At 47.8% G+C, this 20307-nt stretch carries 27 protein-coding genes; all 27 read right to left on the bottom strand.

Annotated features, from left to right (window positions below):
- Positions 1-114 precede the first annotated feature (114 nt).
- Positions 115-471: a phage tail assembly protein gene (locus EDM58_RS22005; protein WP_122915241.1), complete on the bottom strand. Its 357-nt coding sequence runs from the start codon at positions 469-471 to the stop codon at positions 115-117.
- Between the two features lie 12 nt (positions 472-483).
- On the bottom strand, positions 484-1005 hold the full coding sequence (locus EDM58_RS22000) for a phage major tail tube protein (RefSeq protein WP_122915240.1): 522 nt from the start codon (positions 1003-1005) through the stop codon (positions 484-486).
- A 13-nt stretch (positions 1006-1018) separates the two neighbouring features.
- Positions 1019-2470, bottom strand: coding sequence for a phage tail sheath family protein (locus tag EDM58_RS21995; RefSeq protein ID WP_122915239.1), 1452 nt, complete (start codon positions 2468-2470; stop codon positions 1019-1021).
- Positions 2460-2735, bottom strand: coding sequence for a hypothetical protein (locus EDM58_RS21990; protein WP_122915238.1), 276 nt, complete (start codon positions 2733-2735; stop codon positions 2460-2462). The genes EDM58_RS21995 and EDM58_RS21990 overlap by 11 nt, the downstream gene beginning before the upstream one ends.
- Positions 2728-3198, bottom strand: coding sequence for a hypothetical protein (locus tag EDM58_RS21985; RefSeq protein ID WP_122915237.1), 471 nt, complete (start codon positions 3196-3198; stop codon positions 2728-2730). The genes EDM58_RS21990 and EDM58_RS21985 overlap by 8 nt, the downstream gene beginning before the upstream one ends.
- The gene (locus tag EDM58_RS21980) at positions 3195-3788 is read right to left on the bottom strand and encodes a phage tail protein (protein WP_122915236.1); all 594 of its coding nucleotides are present in this window, start codon (positions 3786-3788) and stop codon (positions 3195-3197) included. Before EDM58_RS21980 ends, EDM58_RS21985 begins: the two co-directional genes overlap by 4 nt.
- Positions 3785-4108, bottom strand: coding sequence for a hypothetical protein (locus EDM58_RS21975; protein ID WP_122915235.1), 324 nt, complete (start codon positions 4106-4108; stop codon positions 3785-3787). Before EDM58_RS21975 ends, EDM58_RS21980 begins: the two co-directional genes overlap by 4 nt.
- Complete coding sequence (locus tag EDM58_RS21970) at positions 4095-4424, bottom strand: hypothetical protein (RefSeq protein WP_122915234.1); 330 nt, start codon at positions 4422-4424, stop codon at positions 4095-4097. Before EDM58_RS21970 ends, EDM58_RS21975 begins: the two co-directional genes overlap by 14 nt.
- Complete coding sequence (locus tag EDM58_RS21965) at positions 4421-6439, bottom strand: prohead protease/major capsid protein fusion protein (protein ID WP_246000957.1); 2019 nt, start codon at positions 6437-6439, stop codon at positions 4421-4423. The genes EDM58_RS21970 and EDM58_RS21965 overlap by 4 nt, the downstream gene beginning before the upstream one ends.
- Positions 6399-7856, bottom strand: coding sequence for a phage portal protein (locus EDM58_RS21960; RefSeq protein WP_122915232.1), 1458 nt, complete (start codon positions 7854-7856; stop codon positions 6399-6401). Before EDM58_RS21960 ends, EDM58_RS21965 begins: the two co-directional genes overlap by 41 nt.
- A gap of 6 nt (positions 7857-7862) precedes the next feature.
- Positions 7863-8090, bottom strand: a complete 228-nt coding sequence (locus EDM58_RS21955) for a hypothetical protein (RefSeq protein ID WP_122915231.1) — start codon at positions 8088-8090, stop codon at positions 7863-7865.
- Complete coding sequence (locus tag EDM58_RS21950; RefSeq protein WP_246000956.1) at positions 8087-9898, bottom strand: phage terminase large subunit family protein; 1812 nt, start codon at positions 9896-9898, stop codon at positions 8087-8089. Before EDM58_RS21950 ends, EDM58_RS21955 begins: the two co-directional genes overlap by 4 nt.
- The gene (locus EDM58_RS26290) at positions 9885-10415 is read right to left on the bottom strand and encodes a hypothetical protein (RefSeq protein WP_246000954.1); all 531 of its coding nucleotides are present in this window, start codon (positions 10413-10415) and stop codon (positions 9885-9887) included. The genes EDM58_RS21950 and EDM58_RS26290 overlap by 14 nt, the downstream gene beginning before the upstream one ends.
- 299 nt (positions 10416-10714) lie before the next feature.
- Positions 10715-11281, bottom strand: a complete 567-nt coding sequence (locus EDM58_RS21940) for a tyrosine-type recombinase/integrase (RefSeq protein WP_122915230.1) — start codon at positions 11279-11281, stop codon at positions 10715-10717.
- A 268-nt stretch (positions 11282-11549) separates the two neighbouring features.
- Positions 11550-12251, bottom strand: a complete 702-nt coding sequence (locus tag EDM58_RS21935) for a DUF6338 family protein (protein ID WP_122915229.1) — start codon at positions 12249-12251, stop codon at positions 11550-11552.
- Positions 12252-12343: 92 nt separating this feature from the next.
- Positions 12344-12646 carry a hypothetical protein gene (locus tag EDM58_RS21930; protein WP_122915228.1) on the bottom strand — a complete coding sequence of 101 codons (303 nt, stop codon included), beginning with the start codon at positions 12644-12646 and terminating at the stop codon, positions 12344-12346.
- Between the two features lie 159 nt (positions 12647-12805).
- Positions 12806-13291: a sigma factor-like helix-turn-helix DNA-binding protein gene (locus tag EDM58_RS21925; protein ID WP_122915227.1), complete on the bottom strand. Its 486-nt coding sequence runs from the start codon at positions 13289-13291 to the stop codon at positions 12806-12808.
- 20 nt (positions 13292-13311) lie between these two features.
- Complete coding sequence (locus EDM58_RS21920; protein ID WP_122915226.1) at positions 13312-13545, bottom strand: hypothetical protein; 234 nt, start codon at positions 13543-13545, stop codon at positions 13312-13314.
- A 91-nt stretch (positions 13546-13636) separates the two neighbouring features.
- Complete coding sequence (locus EDM58_RS21915; protein WP_122915225.1) at positions 13637-13840, bottom strand: hypothetical protein; 204 nt, start codon at positions 13838-13840, stop codon at positions 13637-13639.
- A 24-nt stretch (positions 13841-13864) separates the two neighbouring features.
- Positions 13865-14734, bottom strand: coding sequence for a zinc-finger domain-containing protein (locus EDM58_RS21910; RefSeq protein WP_122915224.1), 870 nt, complete (start codon positions 14732-14734; stop codon positions 13865-13867).
- A 14-nt stretch (positions 14735-14748) separates the two neighbouring features.
- A complete protein-coding gene (locus EDM58_RS21905; protein ID WP_122915223.1) occupies positions 14749-15453 on the bottom strand; it encodes a hypothetical protein in 705 nt (234 codons plus the stop codon).
- A 70-nt stretch (positions 15454-15523) separates the two neighbouring features.
- Positions 15524-16165, bottom strand: coding sequence for a hypothetical protein (locus EDM58_RS21900; RefSeq protein ID WP_122915222.1), 642 nt, complete (start codon positions 16163-16165; stop codon positions 15524-15526).
- 24 nt (positions 16166-16189) lie between these two features.
- Positions 16190-16963: a Rha family transcriptional regulator gene (locus tag EDM58_RS21895; RefSeq protein WP_122915221.1), complete on the bottom strand. Its 774-nt coding sequence runs from the start codon at positions 16961-16963 to the stop codon at positions 16190-16192.
- 103 nt (positions 16964-17066) lie between these two features.
- Positions 17067-18446 (bottom strand): replicative DNA helicase, encoded by a 1380-nt coding sequence (gene dnaB / locus EDM58_RS21890; RefSeq protein WP_122915220.1) that lies wholly within the window; start codon positions 18444-18446, stop codon positions 17067-17069.
- Positions 18439-19266: an ATP-binding protein gene (locus EDM58_RS21885; RefSeq protein ID WP_122915219.1), complete on the bottom strand. Its 828-nt coding sequence runs from the start codon at positions 19264-19266 to the stop codon at positions 18439-18441. Before EDM58_RS21885 ends, dnaB begins: the two co-directional genes overlap by 8 nt.
- Positions 19199-19984, bottom strand: a complete 786-nt coding sequence (locus EDM58_RS21880) for a conserved phage C-terminal domain-containing protein (RefSeq protein ID WP_122915218.1) — start codon at positions 19982-19984, stop codon at positions 19199-19201. Before EDM58_RS21880 ends, EDM58_RS21885 begins: the two co-directional genes overlap by 68 nt.
- Positions 19981-20226 carry a hypothetical protein gene (locus EDM58_RS21875; protein ID WP_122915217.1) on the bottom strand — a complete coding sequence of 82 codons (246 nt, stop codon included), beginning with the start codon at positions 20224-20226 and terminating at the stop codon, positions 19981-19983. Before EDM58_RS21875 ends, EDM58_RS21880 begins: the two co-directional genes overlap by 4 nt.
- Between the last annotated feature and the right edge of the window lie 81 nt (positions 20227-20307).

Below are 20307 nucleotides of genomic sequence, written 5' to 3'. Positions count from 1 at the left end.
TCCACGATTTCAGATCAACCAACGTCTCGTTGAGCCATTCATGCGGACTTGAGTGGGGCATAGAAGATGACAGGGCCACCGCCATTACGCGAAGGCCCTTTACAATATTCCCCTCTATCCCCGTCGCAATAAAAAATTCTCTGCCCGTTGCGTCACAATAGTAAAGTCATCACCTTTGAGCTCCTCCAGCAGTTCAGTTGGAACCCCTGCCGCTCTCGCTGCCACTGCAATCTGGTAAGAAAGTGACAATGCTCTCCCTGGCCGGACCTCCTGCGGGTCCAATCTGCGTGCATGTTTCGCGCAAAGAATTAAATCTTTCCCTGTTAGGTCATCAAAACGCAAATCGAGTTGGGTGACAAGTTCACCGTCAAACTTGATCGGAGTGGAGAGTTTATAAATCCCCGAACTATCACTCTCTTCTTGTGCGTGTACTTCTTCCGATTCTTCCCTAACCAGTTCCTCTTTTGCCATCTTTTATTCCTCCTAAATACCAAGATTTGTGCGAATCGGTGCCATGTAATCAACACCGTCGATTACACACACATAGTTAAACTTGTCGATTTCTACTTTTGTTTTGCCGTCATGCATGATCTTGAGATACACCACTTCCAACTCGTTCGAGTTGTCCATGGTTGCTCCTTTAGCCAAACTGCCCAGCGATGTTGTCTTAGGGATACCGCGTACTGTGACTTTTACCGGTACTTGGATCAGCGTACCGGTAGCTTTGTCTACTCGCTGGATTGATCCCCGAAAGTCCAGGTGGTGAGATGCTGGCTTGGCCAGCGTGTAGTTGGCATCCTCCAGCACACGCCAGTTGATCGTTACCGTCATCGAGGAGTAATGTCCCAGGATAGGGATATCCACTTCACCAGCTACGCCTGCCGCGCTGATTGTTTCCGTCATAGACTCCAGATCGGGCAATTCAACGTCCGCAGCTCCAAGGTACTCCGTACCATTTCGATACACGCTAAAGTCATTTAGAATTGCCGAAATTTGATCGGACATGCGTTATCCTCCTTTACGCTGCCAATACAGCCAGATATGATGTGTCGTACCCCAATACAAACTCGATCTGTTGAGCTGGCGTTGGTGGAGTCAGGAACACCCGGAATTGGACGTGTCCTGCAATCAATGCAGTGTCAGGATTGTCTTCGCGTCTAAATTCGACGCGTCCACCTAACAGATAGCCGGACGATGTCAATCCGTTAAGCCAGATATTCACACTGTCGACGACTGTCTCGATCAGTCTTGTGTTCGTCGGGCTGTCTACATGCTGCCAATAGGTCAAGATGAGAGTGTTCCCGACGTAGTCAAACATCCGGCGCAAGGCGATGAAGCAGTCTTTAGGATCCGTTACAGACGGATATGCTCCCATGTAGTTCCCCCAGGCTTTCCACCCGCCGCTGAAATTGAGCGCCGTTAGAATCCCTTGCGAGTTGAGGTAGTTCGCTTCATCCAATCCGAGAAATACCTCTGTACCATCTTTAAGCACAGCAGCATTTGATTTAACAGCCTTGTTGGATGGTGTGACATACGGGATCCCGCCGTTCGCCGCATCTGTGGAACCAATCGTTCCGGCCAATTGCGTGGAGAAGTGATATTTCCGATCTCCCATCGCAAGCATCGGCCAGCAAGGGATCTGCCTCTTATCTGTATAATTGTTGCTGTTTTTCCATCCTGGGGCGTCCGCGTACTGCGTAATCACATCGGCTGGCAAGTCTGTGATGGCGATGGCTTGGAATACCCCGTTGATGTTCGTTGCTTTCGCCGTCATAACAGCCGCTACAAGTGGATCCTGCGAATAGCCTGGGGCAAGGAGTAGACCAGGAACAAGGCCAAAACGCGGGAATACCTCTTTGATGATCTCCAGCCCAGTCACTTTCCCGCTGCTGTCAACGCCGCCAATGATGTCTGCGGGCTCGACAGTGCCCGGATCCAGTTTGTCGTAACTCACCCTGACAGTCGCTGAGCTGCTGATGCTGCCCCCCGCTTTCGCTGCGATAACCAAATACCCTTCGTTATCAAACGACAGCGTGTAGTCAACATCAGGCTGGTAAACGGAGGGTGGGTCATCGGCAGATGAGACGACAACACTGTCTTTCAAGATCCCCTCAACTTGAATCGTGGCAATCCCTTTACTCAGTGCTACATCCGATGGAGAAACCGTGGTTTTATGCTCAGCCGGATCAAGAACATTCACCAAAACGACAGGCGACAAGTTGTACAATCGGAAGTGTGAGTCCATAAACTCGCAGAGGGTGTAGTTTTCGAAGGCATCTGAGTACCCAAAATGCTCCACAGCTTCTGCAAACGAGTAGCAGAGCACTGGAACATTGACCGGTGCTTTGGATTTTTTCGAAAGATTGACTGGCGCTGTGCCGAATACAACCGGCAAACTTGCGGTTGACTCAACTGGCGCAAGCAGCGACGTCGCTACCTCTCGGGTATAAACCCCATGATTAATTGCCATGTTCTTTCTCCTTTCCGCTAAGCGCCTGATAGGCTAGATACTCTGCAGTTCCGGGCTGTATCACTCTGCTCTGTGCCTCTGAAAGTCTTTCAAGCGGTACGAGCAAATCCCGAAATGCAGGCTGCTTTTGCAAGTCGTCCAGGTACTTCGGGATTGATCCTCGGAAAACCGTGTGCCGTGCCAAACGGCCGCCCGATAAGTTGGGTCCAATGTAGATCCATTGGTCTGTCGGCGCTTTTTTCTTTGGCCTCACTTCTTTAGACATAGCGTACCTCCTGTTGGGCTCTGGGTATGACCCAAGTCGTTTGTGCTGCCCCAAAGTAATAGGGGTGGTTTTTTTCGTCTTCATCAATCGCCCACTCAAACGGATAGTCAAGTCGGTAGCGATCTCCAACGATAGGTTTTTTTTCGAAATGTATTTTCAGGCGAGTGATGGCGTTCAAGACATCCTTGTAGCCTTGGTAATCCAATGAATCGTCCCACAAACCAAAAAAAATCAGGATGTTGCACGTTTCGTCCCCCGTTAAGGAGGGAACAGTGCCCTCCTGGATACGAACCACTGCATACGGAAAGCGCTCCAGGACTTCTCCGGTCTGCTTCCCAGGCAAAAACTGCGGATAAACATTCAAGGCCGCTTCCTCGCCCTTCGTATTTCTGAACCTCGACTCCGCAAAAAGAGCCCTGATCTCTTCGACCAAGGCCTCTTGCAACAGATATGGCGTACTCATCCATTCCCCTCCAGTACACGCTTGATCTCGTGGTTGAGCCGCTGTTCAAAGACTTTTGCTGCTTCTGCTTCCAACCTGATTCGTACACCTTCATTTGCCAGCATCACCGGAACAGGAGGCCCAAAAAGACGGTTGATCGGCAGTTCTGTCCATTGCCCATCGCTTCTTTTTTTGCGTACGGTCCTTCCTTTCGCACGTTCAAATACCCGATTGCCCTGAACATTTGCAATGAAAGCGCTGAGTAAACCCTTCATACCCTTGTCTTTTCTGACCTGGACTTTCAGGCTTTTCGATGGTTTGCCTGGGCGTGTTTGCGCAGGGCGGATGCTAAACTTCTCCAGCCCCAGTGCATTGCCGCGTGACACGACATTTGCTGCGATGCGTTTGCTTGTTGCACGACTGATTGTCATCGTGCTTTTTATCTCACCGGCTTTTATGACGTAGGTTTTTCGCGCCTCTTTGGTAGCATTGGTTTTCAGACTTGAAGCAGCTCGATTAATTGCCCGGTAAAGCACCACAGGAGCCTTTTTCCGGTATTGGCCAAGCCGATCCTCCACTTCCTTCAGCTTGCTTGCATCGATCGTAATCATGATCTTGTCGCCGCCAACGTGATGGTGTACATGAGCTCGTCCTTTTCGATCGTCGCCACTCGGTATTGTTCTCCGTCTAACGACAACCAGCTATCCACATCCAGATGTCCGGGGAAGTCTTTGCGCTTGGCGTAAAACAAGATGTCGGCGTCGTGGATACCATCATCCGGGTCGGCGGTGTTCGCCTTGCGCTCCTGCAGTTCATCCTGATCGGGTACTATGACGATCTCTGAACCGTTTATGATATGCGTCTCCCCGTGCTCATCCGGATTAAAGAAAACCGTCAGATCATCCTGAACCATATCTTTAAAGTTCAGCATCAGATCCACCCTTTATTTGATCCAGCCATGCCTGGTATTGTTCCGTCCTTTCTTTACCGTTTGAACCGGCTTCAATCCCACGTTGATCAAGGATGCCCTTCTGTTCACTTGCATTCAGTTTCGCAAATTCCTCAACCGAAATCTCAGTCATGGTTGGATCTGTTATAACCTTTTCGGGCTGAGATTCTGCTTCATGCTCGCTAATCAATCCATTAGCTCGAAGTTGTTCCAGATACTCAAGAGGGAGAGCACCTTTCACGCTCTCCCCTGGCATATACAAGCGACCGGCAAAGTTTACTGGCGTGTTCAATTTCATGGTGTCACCGCCACTCCATCGTTTTTGAAGAGTCCGCGATAATCCAGCACTGTCACACCATAGTCGAAGTAGATACGGAAATCCATGCCCAGGCGGTCAAATGGAATGTCTGTTTCCAATGTCGGCTCTTCCTGGCCGCGCAGATATGTTACTTCAATCGTGTCGGCCAGGTTTTGATCCGCAGCCAAATACCATGCATCTCCACTGTAAGCATCCAATTCAGCATCCACAATCACCGTGTAAGAGTTTCGGAAGACGTTAGCTACTCCGCTATTGTTGCTTGTCAAATCAGCCTCCGACCGCATAAACTGCGCTGCTGCTGTCTCAAGGGCTGCCGGAACAAGTAAGTACCGTGGAGAAATGTTCAACGTAGCAATGCCGCGCTGATCTTTCTGCGTGCGCATCTTCAAACGAGCTTCACTCATGGTATCTTTGCCGATCGCACCGGCTGTACCCAGGTTGTTATGGACAGCATCAAAAAGTGGATTTGCATCAAAAATCACAGGATTTGTAGCCAGCATTTTGTACACCAATTGGTTTATGCCTCGTTTGGCGGCTGTAACATACGCTGTCGGCACGCGGGTCAGAATTCCCAGATCATCGTTTACGAATGCCTCGCGGGTGAACCCCCAGCGTTTGGTATAAGTCAGGACTGCCTTCGTCACCTTCTCGTCTTTCATTGGTGTATCATATGGAATTAGGCCGTTTTGAGGTGTGAGTTCCAGATTTCCCGCCTCGCTGATTCGATAGTGCTCAGCCGCCTTAAAGTCTGAGTTAGATCCTTTACTAGTCCACAACTGAAAAGTTGTTGGCGCTTCCTGATAGGCTTGGGATAGTGTCTTATTGACTGCATTTGAAATGATTCCTTGGAATGTGCTATCAGGCATCAATGCACGCTTCAAAAGGTCTTCGTCTTTCATGCGATGTGCTTGGTGCTCCCCGGCTCGCTGTAAGCAATCAATTGCCAAGTCACGTAGGCGAAGGCTCCGTAATTCCAACGCCCCATCTGCAGGTTTCTGGATGTGACGACCAGCTCTCAGGAGGAGAGCATCCGATGCAGCAGCTCGGAACTTTTCCACTTCTTCTGTGCGGACTTCAACCGAGGTTGTATGCGGCTTGCGTTCCTCCATCTGCTTTTGCAGGATCGCATCCTTAACAGCCTGAACAGGAGCACCAGAACGGATATACTCCGCATCATCCAGCCCGAATGTACGGCAAAGTTGAGAAATTTCAGTGACTCGTGCGCGTTCAGCTTCTGCGGCACGCCTTTGGAGCTCTGCCGTATCGATTGGTGGTGCCGCTGGTTGTTCAGTTGTTCTTGTCCCTGGTTCGGTGGCAGGTGCCCCTCCCCCTCCTCCCAAGTTTGTACCCATATCAGGCACATGGAATCCTTGTGCTTGCAGTGCCAACCGTTTCAAACCGTTCATGTCAAATTCCTCGCTTTCATATCCAAAGTTTCGTCCTACACCAACCGATGGATCAGCTGGGATAGGTTCAATACTGATCTCAAAAGGTTGCCATTTCAGAGCGATGTATGACGGACCTGAATGGCGTCCATTTGCGGAAGTCTTTCCGGCTTTTACCTCTTCCCATGAACTGACTGAATACCCTACCGAAACCCCTTTGATATAACCCTTCTTTACCTTTTGGAAGACCCTGTCGCTTTCTTCGTCATCATCAAACTTCACTTTCGCACGAAGTTTACGCTGCGACTGATCCAGCCAAACCTTTTCAATCGAACCGATTGGCATCCTTCCATATCGGGCATCCCTCCCATGGGCAAACAATAAGACGCCTACCTCCTGAAGTCTTGTCAGGTCGATGGCGTCTGGATCATGGCTTAGGATTTCTGCCCCAAAATACCTTTCGTATGGCGCTTCTGAACTGAAAGATAATTCTACTGTTCGCTCGTCCTCATTAATGGTTGAACGATCAAGTGTGAGGGTACGGACCAGCTGCTGATTGGTAGGATTGCTATTCCTCGTCATTACCAGAGGAAGTATTATCTTCTCCACTTGTTTCTCCTCCCGTCATTTTTTGAATCAACTGTATTTCGGCCATTCGTTGCTCAACAACATCACGCCAGTCCTCACCCCTTTCTGCACAGATGCGGGCAAGCGTATCCTGGTTGGATTCTAACGCGACCTTATTTGCATTGACTTCTTTCAATGGATCAATCCATGTATAGCCCGGAGGAATCCATACATGGGCGGCATATTTGCGTCGATTCTCCAAATAGTCCCGTGCAGAAATCTTTCCTTTCAAAAACATGGAATCGAGGAATTCCAGGTATATCGGGGAAAGGACGTTTTGAACGAGCGATTTCTGCATCTTTTTGAAGGTCTTTCTGTCCTCTAGCATGCCTTGCCGCGCACTGGAATAATTCACCATGCTAAGGTCCCTGGATACCGTTTCATAGCTTAATCCAATTCCGGAAGCGACAAGGCGAATTAAAGTGGTGATAAATTCCTTAGTGTTGGATGCCTGGCCACTGGGGATCACAGTCTGAACTTCATCGCCTGGATTCAATTCCCCAATCATACCTGGTGACAAGGTGACTCCGTCATAGCTGAGCTGCTTGGTCGGTGTATTTACTGCACGGCCTACGGAACCAGATGGCGTATTCTTTTTGATAAAGACCGACAAGCAGGCCAAGACACGCTCCTTAATTGACACCGCCTCTACGAATTGATTGGCGTCTTTGATCCGTGTCATTGCTGTAGCCAGCATCGATACTTCCCGAACCTGCCGGGGAGACGTTTTGCGCCACCAGAAAATGACGTTTTTAGCGTCTACCCTTACACTTTCACCTGGTATCGCCAAATTGTTGCGGTACTTTTTGAAGTGGTAGGCCACCGGTCGGTTATACTGATCAATTTCAACTCCGTCGATAATACGATTGCTGCCAGTTGGTGTCGCTAATGGATTGAGCTCATCCACTTCTCTGACTTGGATTTTAAAAGGGTAATCGCTGTCCGAAACATATACCTTTACAATCAAGATGCCCCCGTCCACAACATATCGGCGGACCAGCATTTCCTCGATCTCCTCCATGGATTGTGTGCCGGTAATGTCACAGTTCTCGGCTTTGCAAAACTCTTTCCAGAGAGCCTCAATTTCTCCGTTGAGTTCCTCTTGACCTGGGATTTTCGCCTGTAGTACCATTCCGTTCCCTACCACATTGCGCTCAAAGGCCGTGATCACCGCCTGTGCAATGTCGCTATTACGTTCCAGGTCCCGCGCTCTCGCCCTCATCAGTTCACGCGTCGCTCTCATGCGGTTTTCATCGTAAGTTGATTCAGGATTCCAATTCATATTCACTCGGTTACGGGAGGCTCCATCATACAGAGCATCCATCCCAGAACGCCACGCTTGGCGATTGTAAGCCCATCGCGGACTGATCGTTGCAATTGTCCTTTCAAGCCACTGCATGCTCTATTACCTCCCCTCGAAAACGGCAACCTTAAAGATGCCGCCGCCATTCTCAAGAGCTTCAATTTCTCTTTCCAGACGATCCCGCTCCTGATAAAGCAAGGACAAATCTGCCTTTCTTATGCGGCGTGTTCCTATGCTGTATTCCTGAGCACCATTTTGGATGGCAAAAATAGCCTTCTCGACATAAGCCAACTGTTCTCTCAGCTTTTGTAATTTCTCATCTGCGGTCATAACCAGCTTTCACCTCCTAGCCAATTATTTGGTTTCTTCACCTGGTCAGGGGCAGCTTGTTCTTGAACAGCAACCGGTTCCTCGTAACGGGCGTACCGGATGCCTAGCCGATCCGCTGCAAATGCCGCGTATACCTCACAGTCAAGATAATGGTTGTCCGCTCCAGAAGTCTTTAGCTGCCAAACATCGATCTCTTTTCCGCCCCGCTTGATTGTGACTTTATGCTCCGCCGTTATCTGCTCCGCAAATTCCCTGTCGCAGTTCTCGTAAACATACCATCCACCGGGGTCATCCGGTTTTCGGGCGATCCGATTCGCAATGAAATCTTTGTAGTACGCTCCGTAAACCAGATAAAGGGAGATACCATACAGCCCTTTTTCTTCTCTGTCAATTTTCGAGAGGCGGTATTTGTTCGGGATTTCGTTGCTGGAACCTTTCACAGCAACCGCCCATTCGCTGTTCTTGACACAAAAATCATACGTATCGTCTGGGTTCCAGCCAGAGTCAATTCCGCAAAGGTTGACGAAATATTCTCTCCCATCCTTGGTCAGATATGGGACGTTCATCACGTCTTCGATTTCAGTCCATGTCTCACAGAATCCGTGCCGGATATTCCAGCTCGTCATCTTCTCTCCCCAGGCCCGGATGGTGAAGTAGAATCTGTCTTTTTGGACATCCACGCCACCTGTGAGGAGGATGGTGCGATTGGGAACCACACCCTCTTCATACCCGCTAGACCGCTCTATCACCTTGTCACTGTTCAGTTTCACCTGCGTTTTTTCCCACGGCTCAGCCAGCCAGCTATTCACAAAGTTCATGAGTGTTTCCGGGTCATCTTTACTGGTAACAAATTCATACGCCACTTCACCGAATCTCACCCATGGACTGTAAATGGCATTTAGATGAAAGGCTGTTCGTGTTGCCAAGCGAGTAGAGCCCGATGCATCCCGCCACTCCCCATTCCGGAGCATTGACGGTTTATGTGCATCACGGATCATTCCTTTACAACTTTCACATTCGTAATACGCTGTTTGCTTGATCTTTTCGGGAGACAAAGTTTTATCGTACTTGATTCCGCCCTTGAACTTGAAAGTCTGGAAGTGTCCACAATGGGGGCAGGGTACATAGAAGCGAAGTTTTACATCCGCTTTTTCGAATGCTTGCCAGATAGCACCATTCTTTAATGTCGGTGTAGATGTTTGAAAAATCTTCTTGTTGTAGGGAAAGGTTTTCGTACGTTCACGAGCAAGCGATCGCGGATCAGCTTCTTTTCCCGAGTTTTTGGGATACTTGTCTACCTCATCCATGAAAAGAAAGCGTATCGGACGGCTCGCTAGGGAAGCAGGGCTGTTTGCTCCAGAAATGACCACATACATCCCGTCCAGTTGCAGCTCCAGTATCTTACTTTCCTCTGTCTGATACTTGTCAGCCAGTACAGGACTCAAGTTGATCATGGGCTGCAGGCGGTTCTTCGAAGCGAATTCAGCCAACTCCAGAGTCGGGTAGACAATCAGTGCTGGGCTCGGATCTTGTGCAATTACATATCCGAGCATGTTGTTCATACATTCGGTTCCACCTACCTGAGTAGGCTTGGCGAATATGATTTCCTCTACCTTTGGATCCGTGAATGCATCCATGATCCCGCGTAAATAAGGGGTGCGATCCGTAGACCACTGACCTGGTTCTGCTGACGTTTTACTGTCGAGAATCCTATACTTATCCGACCATTCGGAAACCGTGAGCTTTTCAGGCGGCTTAAGCACCTGCAGTGAATCCAGCAGCCAAGAAGGCCAGCTATTTTTTTGCATCGTACACACCTCTTACAGACATTTGCTGTAAGACAGCATTTGTCGTATCGGTGATGTTCTGTTCGATTAAGCGGACCTGCTCAGGTTCTACATACGGAGCCACCTCCATGGCTATCTTGCGACTGAACCCGCTCATTGATCGTTTCAGGGTAGTAAAAAAACGCTGCAGCTCCGCTACAACGTCATCGCGTTTGATGTATTCACCTTTGGCAATTGCATTTTTGAGTGTGGCCGCTTCTGTTTGCTGCTCTTTCAGCTTGGCTTCATAGAAAAGCTTCTGCTGGGCAAGCGTCATTTTCTCTTCGTTGTCGGCTGCCTGATTATTGCTCGTTCCCTTGTAGTCTTGTACCCAAGCAAGACACTCTTTGAGAGGGTACCAACCATTTGCACATTTTGGCATACCCAACTTGACCCATTGTGCAAGCGTATTTCGGTGTACATCCAATACATCACACATGGCAGAAGTGTTTAAGCACAAGCGTTCATCGATCATTTTCGCTCCTATTTTGCCACTCAAAACGCCCCCTCCTTTTGCACATTGCATAGCTGTTTTTATTGTGCATACTCAGCCAATCCGCGGGGTCACATGTACCCGCAGTCCCCCCTACCCCCTGGGAAGGACCCGTTGAGGAAAAAGCCGTTCGTCCTTAGAGCCGCAAGGCTTCTCGCCGCTTTTCATCCGATAGATGCACGCTAAAATCAATCTGAGTTCACCATATCTTATAAATTGATGCACTCAAGCACATTCAATTTGCTCAGTATTATCAAGGCTTCAAACTGTTTTCTGAAAACGAGTTCCACACCGACTAATTTTGGTTAACTCGTATAGCGGAGACGGCTCACTACTTTGTTGATCGTGTCCTGAGTGATACCGATATAGCGTAGGGTAATGGATGGATCGCTATGCCCGAATATCTCCATAAGCAGGCCGATGTTCTTCTCGCTGATCAGGTATAGATGATAGCCGAATGTCTTCCTGGTTGTGTGACACCCGATTGATCGGAGCCCGTACTTCCGACAGACCTTATTCAGCATCTTGTATACGGTGCTTCGATCCAGTTCTCGTTTGATCTTTACCTTTTGTTTTCGCTGGCGGCTCTCAAACAACCAATCGTCATCGTCTTTGTCAGCGATATAATCAGCGATACCCTTCCTGAGCTCTGGCTGAACGGGGAGTGTCACCCACTTCTTGTTCTTCTTCTGTCTGATCTTGATTTCATCGGCGCGCACATCCTTTACCTTTAAGCGAAGCATATCCGAGATCCGCAAGCCGGTATGAATACCCAAGAGAAATAAGGCGTGGTACTTTGGACTCGATTTCTTGAGATCATTCAGGATGGCCTCGATGACAAGCATGTCACGTATGGGTTGGACGCTCGCCAAACCATTCACCTCCCCATAGTTATTTAGACAAACAAAAAAGCACCTCGCGGGTGCAATCAAGAGAATAAAAGGGAAATCCCTCCAAACGTCGAATTTCGATAGCGTGACCCATCAATCGACAGAAAGGAGGATTTAATTATGAATGATAAAAAACCACCTGGTGCAAATACAAACGCATCTGTGGATCAACCGTCTATGAGAATCAGACCAACTGGTGATCAGCGTTCGGTTGATCAGCCATCAGCAAGGATTCAGCCACCAAATCCCCCTAAGAAGTAATGCCATTGTCAGCATAGTACTTTTCCTGGGCTTTTTTGATGGCTTCCCCATCGAAAATTTTGACGTAGGATCCTGATTTTGTGTCAAAGAAGACATGAGATACAGGCACCTTGTAATCCTTTACGATCATAGTAAAAAACTCAACGTCGTCCAGATATAAGTTGCGTTCCGGTTCTAATGGCCGGGACGCTTTCCTCACCGAGCCAATAAGGTAACCTTTTTCATCGCCAATTTTCCCTATTTCAACCACTTTCCCTCCATACTTCACAAAGACCTCATCCCAAACGGACGGTGCATCGGAGAATGGAGCAACCTTTCTGGAGATTCTTATTTTGTTTATTACTTTTTGAAGCCTCTCCTGGCCATATTTTGCCCATAACCAACTTAACAAAAAACTCACCAATGTGCTTAGCACTAAAAAAGAAAATAAAAAAACAAAATTCCCCGAAACTTTGCTTAAGTCAGCCACTTCCCAAATGTATTTCATTTCACTCATTTTGGATGAGACCCAAACACCCAAATTGTATATAAGAAGCGTTATGAACGAGACGGGCAGCCAGAGTAAAGCGGAAATTGCCGTCAATTCTCCAGATGAATGCTTTGTTACAGGAGTTATCCCAAATGATTGCAGCCAAAAATAAGCCAAGAATCCCGGCAAAAAAAATACTATAGTTCCCAACAAGCTTTCCATATCCTCACCTCGGTTCTACATATTCTGCAAAGGTTACTGCTTCCCTTTTTTTGCCTGACAAAAGAAAAAGCACCGTGATGGTGCCCCCTCGATTACCTTTTCAGTTTTCTGATTAAGTCATCAAGTTCTCTTGCCGCCTGTTGAATCAATTCTGCATGGTCTTTTGATCTGCCCCCATTTAAATCGGTGTACCTCTGAAGGAATTCACTTATTTCCGTTTGCTCCTCGGGAGTAGCATTCACATAATAAGGAGCAACTGCTCCAGTAAGGGCTGCAAAGCCAAAACCAATGTCAATATAGTCCGCACTAGCAACTAAAAGCGCTCCCCGGCCAGCATTTTTCCCAAGAGCCATACGTACCGCTATTTCCAGTTCTAAAGATGCTTGATGAGACATATTTACCCTCCCCTTTCGCCAATCATTTCGGCAAGAAGGGGAATTTTTCCTGTTCATTTTGAGAAAATTCCGCCCGGTTTCCCGGGCGGTTAGAGGAGGGGTTCGAAAGATGAGCACCTTTCATACATAGGTGGCAAATGCATGGCAAAAAACAGCCTATCAGACGAGGAATAGGCTGTTTTGGAGTCTATCTGTAATTTTTTCTTGCGCGCGTGCTATGTATGAATCAACGCTGCCCTTCGATATTCTTAATAAATCCGCGATGTACTCATGGCTGAATCCCTGTCCATGGGCCAACACGTAGCACTCCCTTTCCCGTTCACTCAAAACGCATAGGGCATCCTCTATTTGATTCAACTCCCATTCTGTCAGATTCGACGGGCTGCCTGCTGTACTTCGAGCTGCGAACGCCTGCATACGGAGCGGATCGACTAGCTTCTCTCTTTGGTAAGCCGCCCTGCGCTCAATGCCGCGTCTGTTCCCTGGCATTCGTCCCGTCTCCAACCACTCAATAATCCATTCTGACTCACCAAGCATTTCACCAAGGAGCTGCCGATCAGTAGCCACATGCTCTCCCTGGCAGTTCCTGCGCATCCGTTTTAGCATCCGTCTAGTTTCTATATAACCCTGTAGCAAGTCTTGCATGAGAACCCCTCCCCGTTGCATTACTTGCGTCTGCTGGCCACGTCCTTCAGGAACCGGCGCGGCCCGACGTCTCCCATCATGCGGCGTAACTCTTCCTGAGAAAATCGTTCTGATGGCCGTTTTTTCTTGATTTCTCGGATGCTCGATTTTTTAGAACGTATGCCCCGCTTAGCTTCCTGGTATATCATTTCCAATAGCTCCATTGACTGTTTCCTGCCCATCTTCCATTCCACGTACTCCCGAATCGTAATCATATCTTCTCTCTCCTTCTGAAAACAAAAAGGGCGCCAGAGCACACCTTTACTGTAGGTGTGTATCTGACGCCCTCCCGTTGTCGGTCCCAGGCTATTCAAATCGATGGCTTTTTCGCTCATCGTATCCGGTAATTCTTCCTTGGTAACATTTTACCACGATGTCTCCGTGTTCGACGAGTGGAACAAGATTTGCTGCCTTTCGTTTTGGGTCAATCAGGACCATCAACGGCCCGCTTCCGACCGGTATGATCACCGTATTGCTCTCTAGGTCAATTTTTAATGATTGTGCTTGCATGAATGTCCACTCCCTTGTTATCGCTCATTCAATTGCCATCATGCCGTCGATATCCGTTGTCACTACGATGACTCCACTCCGTACTTTGTAATCCAGATCCGCTCCCATTTCCTCTAAAGTACGTCTGACGTTATCCGCTGCTGTTGCATTTTTTGTCTTGAAAGTAAACTGAATGTAATCTTGAAAGAATGTGTTGAAGGTTGGAATCACTTTTTCCTTTAAAGCTCCCACTTGATTCTGAAACACGGTCTGCAATCGCTCGTTTTCGGCTCTGAGCAGGAGTATGGTTTTATCTTTGTCCCGCAGTGTCTTCTCCAATTCCGAAAGCTTTCCAGCCATTTCAAGCTGCAGATCAGTCTTCGATACCCCCGTTTTTTGTTCGGTTTGAACACGCTCATCATCTTTCATTACCTGTTTTGCTTTCGGTCTACCTGGGCCTCTTTTGGGCTCCTCAGTATTGGAGTTTGCAGACTTAGCTGGATTCAAACGCTTATCTGGCAGCTCCCACTCATCTTTCATTCGTTTTAATGTTTGAGCCGAAATGTTGTATTGATTTGCGATTTTATAATCCGGTAATGACCCACTCAGTTCAAGATACGTTCCCTTGCTAAGTTCCTTTTCCAAATTGTCATTCACCTTCTTTGGCTCATCTGCCTTTTTTCCCTCATGGACGGACTTGGGAGTCCGCCCCGTGAGTAAACTCTGGCCGAGTATAAATAGCTGCTTTCCAACATTGCATTCGGACGTACACAGCGCTTGAGCTTGTGATTGGCCGAATAGCTTATAGTTGTCGATGAATGTTAAACAGCCCTTGCAATTTTGCTCAATCAGGTCGCCAATCACCACGCGTATAGCCTTCAACCTTTTTCGGTCGGTCTCCACAGATTGAGTCATCCCGGCAACACCTCTTATCGAATCGGACTTTTAATCCTTTCTGCATGCGACTTGTGGTTGCCGATCCACAAATTATCTGCTTTGAAGAAATTCCCGAATTGATCTTGGTTCGGGAATCCCTGGACTGTTGCGTCTCGTCTTACATGAATCGTTTTGCAATGCGGGCATTGAATCGATTTTTGTTTTACGGGTATCCACCGATTGCTTCGTTTACCGCAGGCTGCATTCTTGCAGTACACTCTCGTACGGTAGTGTTCCAAGCCATTTATGACTTTGATGTCGTTGTTAGTTGATTCGTTCTTTGTTATCTGATCATCTACCGGTGGAGCAGATTCGGGATGATTGGTTTCAACCTCTTTGTCGGCTACGATCCCCAGCAATGGCCCCAGTTTTTCTCCTAACGGTGTAGAGAGCGTTCTCGCCGAATTTACATAAGGAAGTTGTTTCGAGTGCATTTTTGTCACTATTTCGTTGTCGCTTTTGCTGTCTTCGCTAGTATTGGCAGAATCATTGGTCAGTTCGGTTGACAGAATCTTTGGTACAAAATTCTCTTTTGCTTCTGGCAAGGAGATTGGTTTTGCTTGCTCGTCTTGTGGAAACCCAAACCCGAAAACCCCGAATACTCCGCGAATGATTTGAAGGACTTGTTTGTTATTTGGCTTTGCAATTTCCAAAAAAGCTTTATTCTCACCATGAAACACCGTTACTCTGATGCTCATACAACAACCTCCCGAAATTTTAGTTTATCTGTTCATTCTTTGGCTTTTGGAAAGGAAAGGGGGATGAGATTTACTCCCCCATGTCTGGATAAATATGCTCTACATACTCTCTGTTCGCTTTACCTAGTAAGTAGGCCAACTGCGTAAGTCTGGCTACCCTCTCATCGAAGGCTTGAGCATTCCGCTGGTTCCCTTCTCGGAGGTTGATTGCCGCTTTCTGCTTACTCTGATCCACCTCGTACTCGATCCCGGAAACGGCATCCAAAACATCGTCAAATTCAAGGCTTCTCAGAAAGTAGATCAGTTCTTTTTCTTCTTCCGAGAAGACTCCGGTATCGACTATGATGTCGGTATAGTTATTGGCTTCTTCAATACCTTCTGGAGTGACTATATCACTATCAAACCAGGCCGCATATTCCCCGTCTTTCTCAACAATACTAATCATGATTTGGCGATCAGAAACAAGTTTGCCGAAAGTGTGGTCTTCTGTGTCAAATGCAAATTCTGCTTCCCCCAACTTCACCACAAGGACATCTCCATCTTCCCCTTCGAGGCACTCGACATCTACGTTTACCCCGGCGCTCCCAATGAACGGATCATTCCCCTTTGCTCGAGTTAGTTCCAGGCTGCAAGTTACCCCGTATGTTTTCATCACTTCAAACAGATGCATTACTTCCACAGCACTGGATTCAATCATTTTGTAGTTTGTCATGTAAATCTCCCCTTGTTTTTTGGATTAGTAAAAGATTCGTTCCCGTTTTGCTTTTGCCAACATTCCGACTAGAATCGTATGAAATTTGTCCAGGACGCCCATGCGAACCATGACGTCGATCCCGTTCACCATTTTCTTTAGCGTGGACTCGGCGTATGGTCTGCCGGTCTTCTCAATTCGTTCAGCATTAATTTTTTCCCGCTCACGCTGCACACGCTCGAGTACACTGATACCGTGTTGATCCTTCATAATGTCATAGATGCGGTTGTATATCTCGTTGTGGCCCATCCGAGTCCAGCGGGAGTATTCGTTGATCAGATCAACAACCTTAGATGCATCAGGCACAGCTGTCAGATTGTCGGTTATGGCGTCAAATCCACTCTTTAGCGCCATGAGTTCCTGATCCCGTCGCGCATCCTCTTTTTCCTTCTGGACAGCCTGATTTGCCAAGAATGCGACCATCTCCATTGCAGACATTTGCTGTTGAGTTGATCGGAGCGACTTTTCAAGCAGATTAAACGCTTTGATATAGTCCTCTTTGAACCGATCTGCTTCTTTCCCGGTATAGCCCATAACCAGAAACGTAAAACCATCTCGGGTCATATCAACCTTTGGCATCTGTCTTCTTTGTTGGTTGATGTAGAATGACTCTGCAAAATTGCTTAGTCGAAATTCTTCGCTGCAACCAAGATTCCGTATATCGCGGAGAACATCTGAATGATTTTTCATAAATGTTTCCGCCACAATTAGGCTATCTGTAATCACTCTGCCGTTTTCAATGAACACAAGCTTGTCCAAATCTTTCCCTCCCCCTGGATGAGCGCTTGAGTAAGTGCATCTACCCTTTAAGGTAAATCCTTTTAATACAAATGGTCATAGTCTTGGGCTACTTTCATCAATTTTATGATCGCCACGTCAGGTCGCGTTCATCTTGATAGTCATCGTTACTTGCCTGCCGTCCGAAGCGATGATCCAAACTGACGAATTTGTTATACTCCTTCAGGAAAGCCAGCTCCACGGTCCCGGTTGGTCCATTGCGCTGCTTCGAGATGATGACTTCAACAATGTTTTTGCTTTCCGTTTCCTTGTCGTAATAGTCATCCCGGTACAGGAACGCAACTAAGTCCGCTTCCTGCTCGATCTGTCCAGACTCGCGGAGATCGCTCATCATCGGTCGTTTATCTTGCCGTTGCTCTACACCGCGGCTTAGCTGGGAAAGAGCAATTACCGGCACGTCCAACTCTCTCGCCATGCTCTTGAGCGTACGAACGATCTCGGATACTTCCTCCTGACGGTTGCGCCCATGCTTGTCCATTTTGATTTTGGTGAGGTAATCGATGATGACCAGTCCAAGGCCTTCCTGTTGCTTCATGCTCCGGCATTTTGAACGCAGCTCTCCAAGGGCAATCTCAGGTGTATCGTCTATGTAGATGTTCGCCTTTGTGACTCTGCCAATAGCATAGGTTAATTTCTGCCAATCATCTTCCTCCAGCCATCCTGTTCGTAACCTAGTTGCGTCGATATTGCCCTCCGCGCTTACCATTCGTGTAACCAGCTTTCCCCCACTCATTTCCAGCGAGAAAATCAAGATCGGTTCGGCTATACTTCTGGCAGCATTCTGAGCAATATTTAAGGCAAATGCGGTCTTTCCTACTGAGGGCCGTGCTGCTAGGATGACCAGGTCCTGCTTATGAAACCCGCTCGTCATCTTGTCCAAATCGGGATAACCAGAAGGCACCCCTGTTGTCCGCCCTCTCTGCTGAAACGTCCGATCAATCTCCTCGTACGCTTCCAATGCAATTTCTTTGATTGGGCGAACGGCTCGTTTCTTGCCGCGATCCCGCAGCTCTTGTGCCACTTTCTCCGTTCGAGCCAGTACCTCGTCCACATTTTCGTTTTCCAAGCTGTCTTTGTATGCCTGGTAGTTGCTCAAAATCAACTTCCTGCGACGCGACTTATGCAAAACAATGGCTGCGTAGTAGTCAATGTTCTCGGCGGTCGGGGTGGAACTAGCCACCTCTGTCAAATACATCACGCCACCCGCATTATCCAGCATGTTTTTGGTTTGCAAATGGTTGGTCATTGTGATTATGTCCACCGGATCGCCTTTTTCGTACAGTTCAGTCATAGCTTGAAAAATTACTTGATTCCGGGTAATGTGAAGATCTTCTGGCTTCAGATCGTCTATGACTTTCGTTATAGCAGGCGGCCTTCGGAAGATGGCACCCAACACCGCCCGCTCCGCTTCTGCGCTGTGTGGCAGTTCGAGAACCTCAATCATGGTCTATCAATCTCCTGTGTAGCTGCTCTGTGTTTTCAACGTGCAAATCAAAGCGGTAGCTGCTTCCAGTCAGTTCTTCCAAAACACTTGATTCAATGATGCGCTCCATGAGCCGCTTTCCCCAACCCGCCTGTCTCTCCTCAAATCTCGCCTCCAGCTCCATTACGGTAAAGTTGGATCCGTAAAGGATGGGCTTACGATTCTGCCTGCTGTTTAATACCGTGAACAGCTCTCCCATTTCCCAGTCAGCGGGAACCTCTGCACCCATCTCATCAATGATCAGGACATCCGCCGCTTTATAAGCGTGCAGGTAATCCCATTTACTGTTTGGCTTTCTCGTGTGTGAAATCAGCAGCTTTGCCGTCGTGTAGATGACACTCTGGCCCTGGCTTCGTAGCTCCTTGGCTGCCGCTGACAGTAGGTGGCTTTTCCCTAAACCGTTGTCCCCAAAAAGGTATACGCCTTTAGCTCCCCAGTTGGAAAAATCCTCCGTGAAACTCTGTATGACCTGTTGCCCTCGCATCGTTCCAGGCGTTGCATGATAGCCCTTGAGGGTTGCATGCCTAACCATTTGGTCATCGTCGCTATATTCGTGAATCTCACCGTTACGCTTAGCCCGCTCGTAGCGTTTGATATCAGCCATCTCTTTTTCGGCTTCACACTTACACGCTGGAGTTACGCGAAAATTTCCAAGCAGCTCTGATTTCAACTCTATGGGCTTGATCAGACGGCCGCAATAAAGGCAGTTCCGCTCACTTGATCCCTGCTTTTCGATACAGCTCCTCACGATCTGGGGCAAGGACTCCCGGATTGGCTCCACTGAGGTTCCCTCCTTTGCTGAAAGGCTTTTGATTGAGATAACCTTCAAACTTTGGTGAAAAAAGCGTCTCAGGTCGAAGGTATTTTGACCATCCAGGGTCTTTCAACCATTCAGCCGACTTGTTATCGATAACTCGCTTGAAATCATCCAGGCGAAACCCTTCGTTCCATCGGGCAGTGATAAGCTGCTGTGTTTTTTTGCTGGTTGGCCGATAGCTTGTTCCCGCCTTTTGGTTTAGGTAGTCGATGATTTCAGCAAAAGGGACAATATTTTTATTATTACTTAGTAAAGATAAATACTTAGTATTATTAATACTTAGTAGCGTTGGATTTCCCACTAGTGGTTCTTCCATTTGTGGAATTTCCACTTCTGGTTTTTCCACTTGTGGCATTTCCTTTTGTGGTTTCTCCTCTTCTGGAAGAACCTCCTGTGGCGTTTCGTAAACATGTGTCTCCCACTTGACGATCTTGCCGTTTTCTTTTATCGGGAATCGGTGAAGATAGCCAAATTGCTTTAATTCCTTCAACCCGGCTCTCAGACTATCCTTACCGTCAGCAGCATGCTGCGAAAGCTCATCCAGAACGAATGTCCAGTCATCTGGCAATGACAGCATGTAAGCGATGATCCCTTTTGCTTTCCAACTCAAACGCTCATCACGTAAGGCTGTCTTATTCATCACGACGTAGTTGTCGTTCTTCCTTACCCTAAAAATGCTCAAGCTGTCACAGCCCCCTCTTGTAACGATTGCCTGTAAAATTCCAAGAATAACTTATACCCTGCCGCAATGCTTTCCCGTTTACACACATCCCTGACCATACGCAATTGATCGTCAGAAATTTTGTCTTCCAATGCTGCATTGATGATGTTCATAAGTGCCAGGGCAACTAAATCTCCCTCTGCAGCTCTGTGGCAGATTTTTTGGTACTCTGCCTCAAGGTTCCGATCCTCAGCTTTACTCATGCTGACCACCCACTTTCTCCGGCCAAGGAAACAGTCGGTCGAAGCTCTTGTAATCGTGAGCGTACTGCGCGGTGCATCTCA

The organism is Brevibacillus panacihumi (assembly GCF_003710985.1).
Classification (GTDB): domain Bacteria; phylum Bacillota; class Bacilli; order Brevibacillales; family Brevibacillaceae; genus Brevibacillus; species Brevibacillus panacihumi.
The sequence above is the reverse complement of the archived record's forward strand: the minus strand, read 5'-3'. Positions and strand labels throughout refer to the sequence as shown.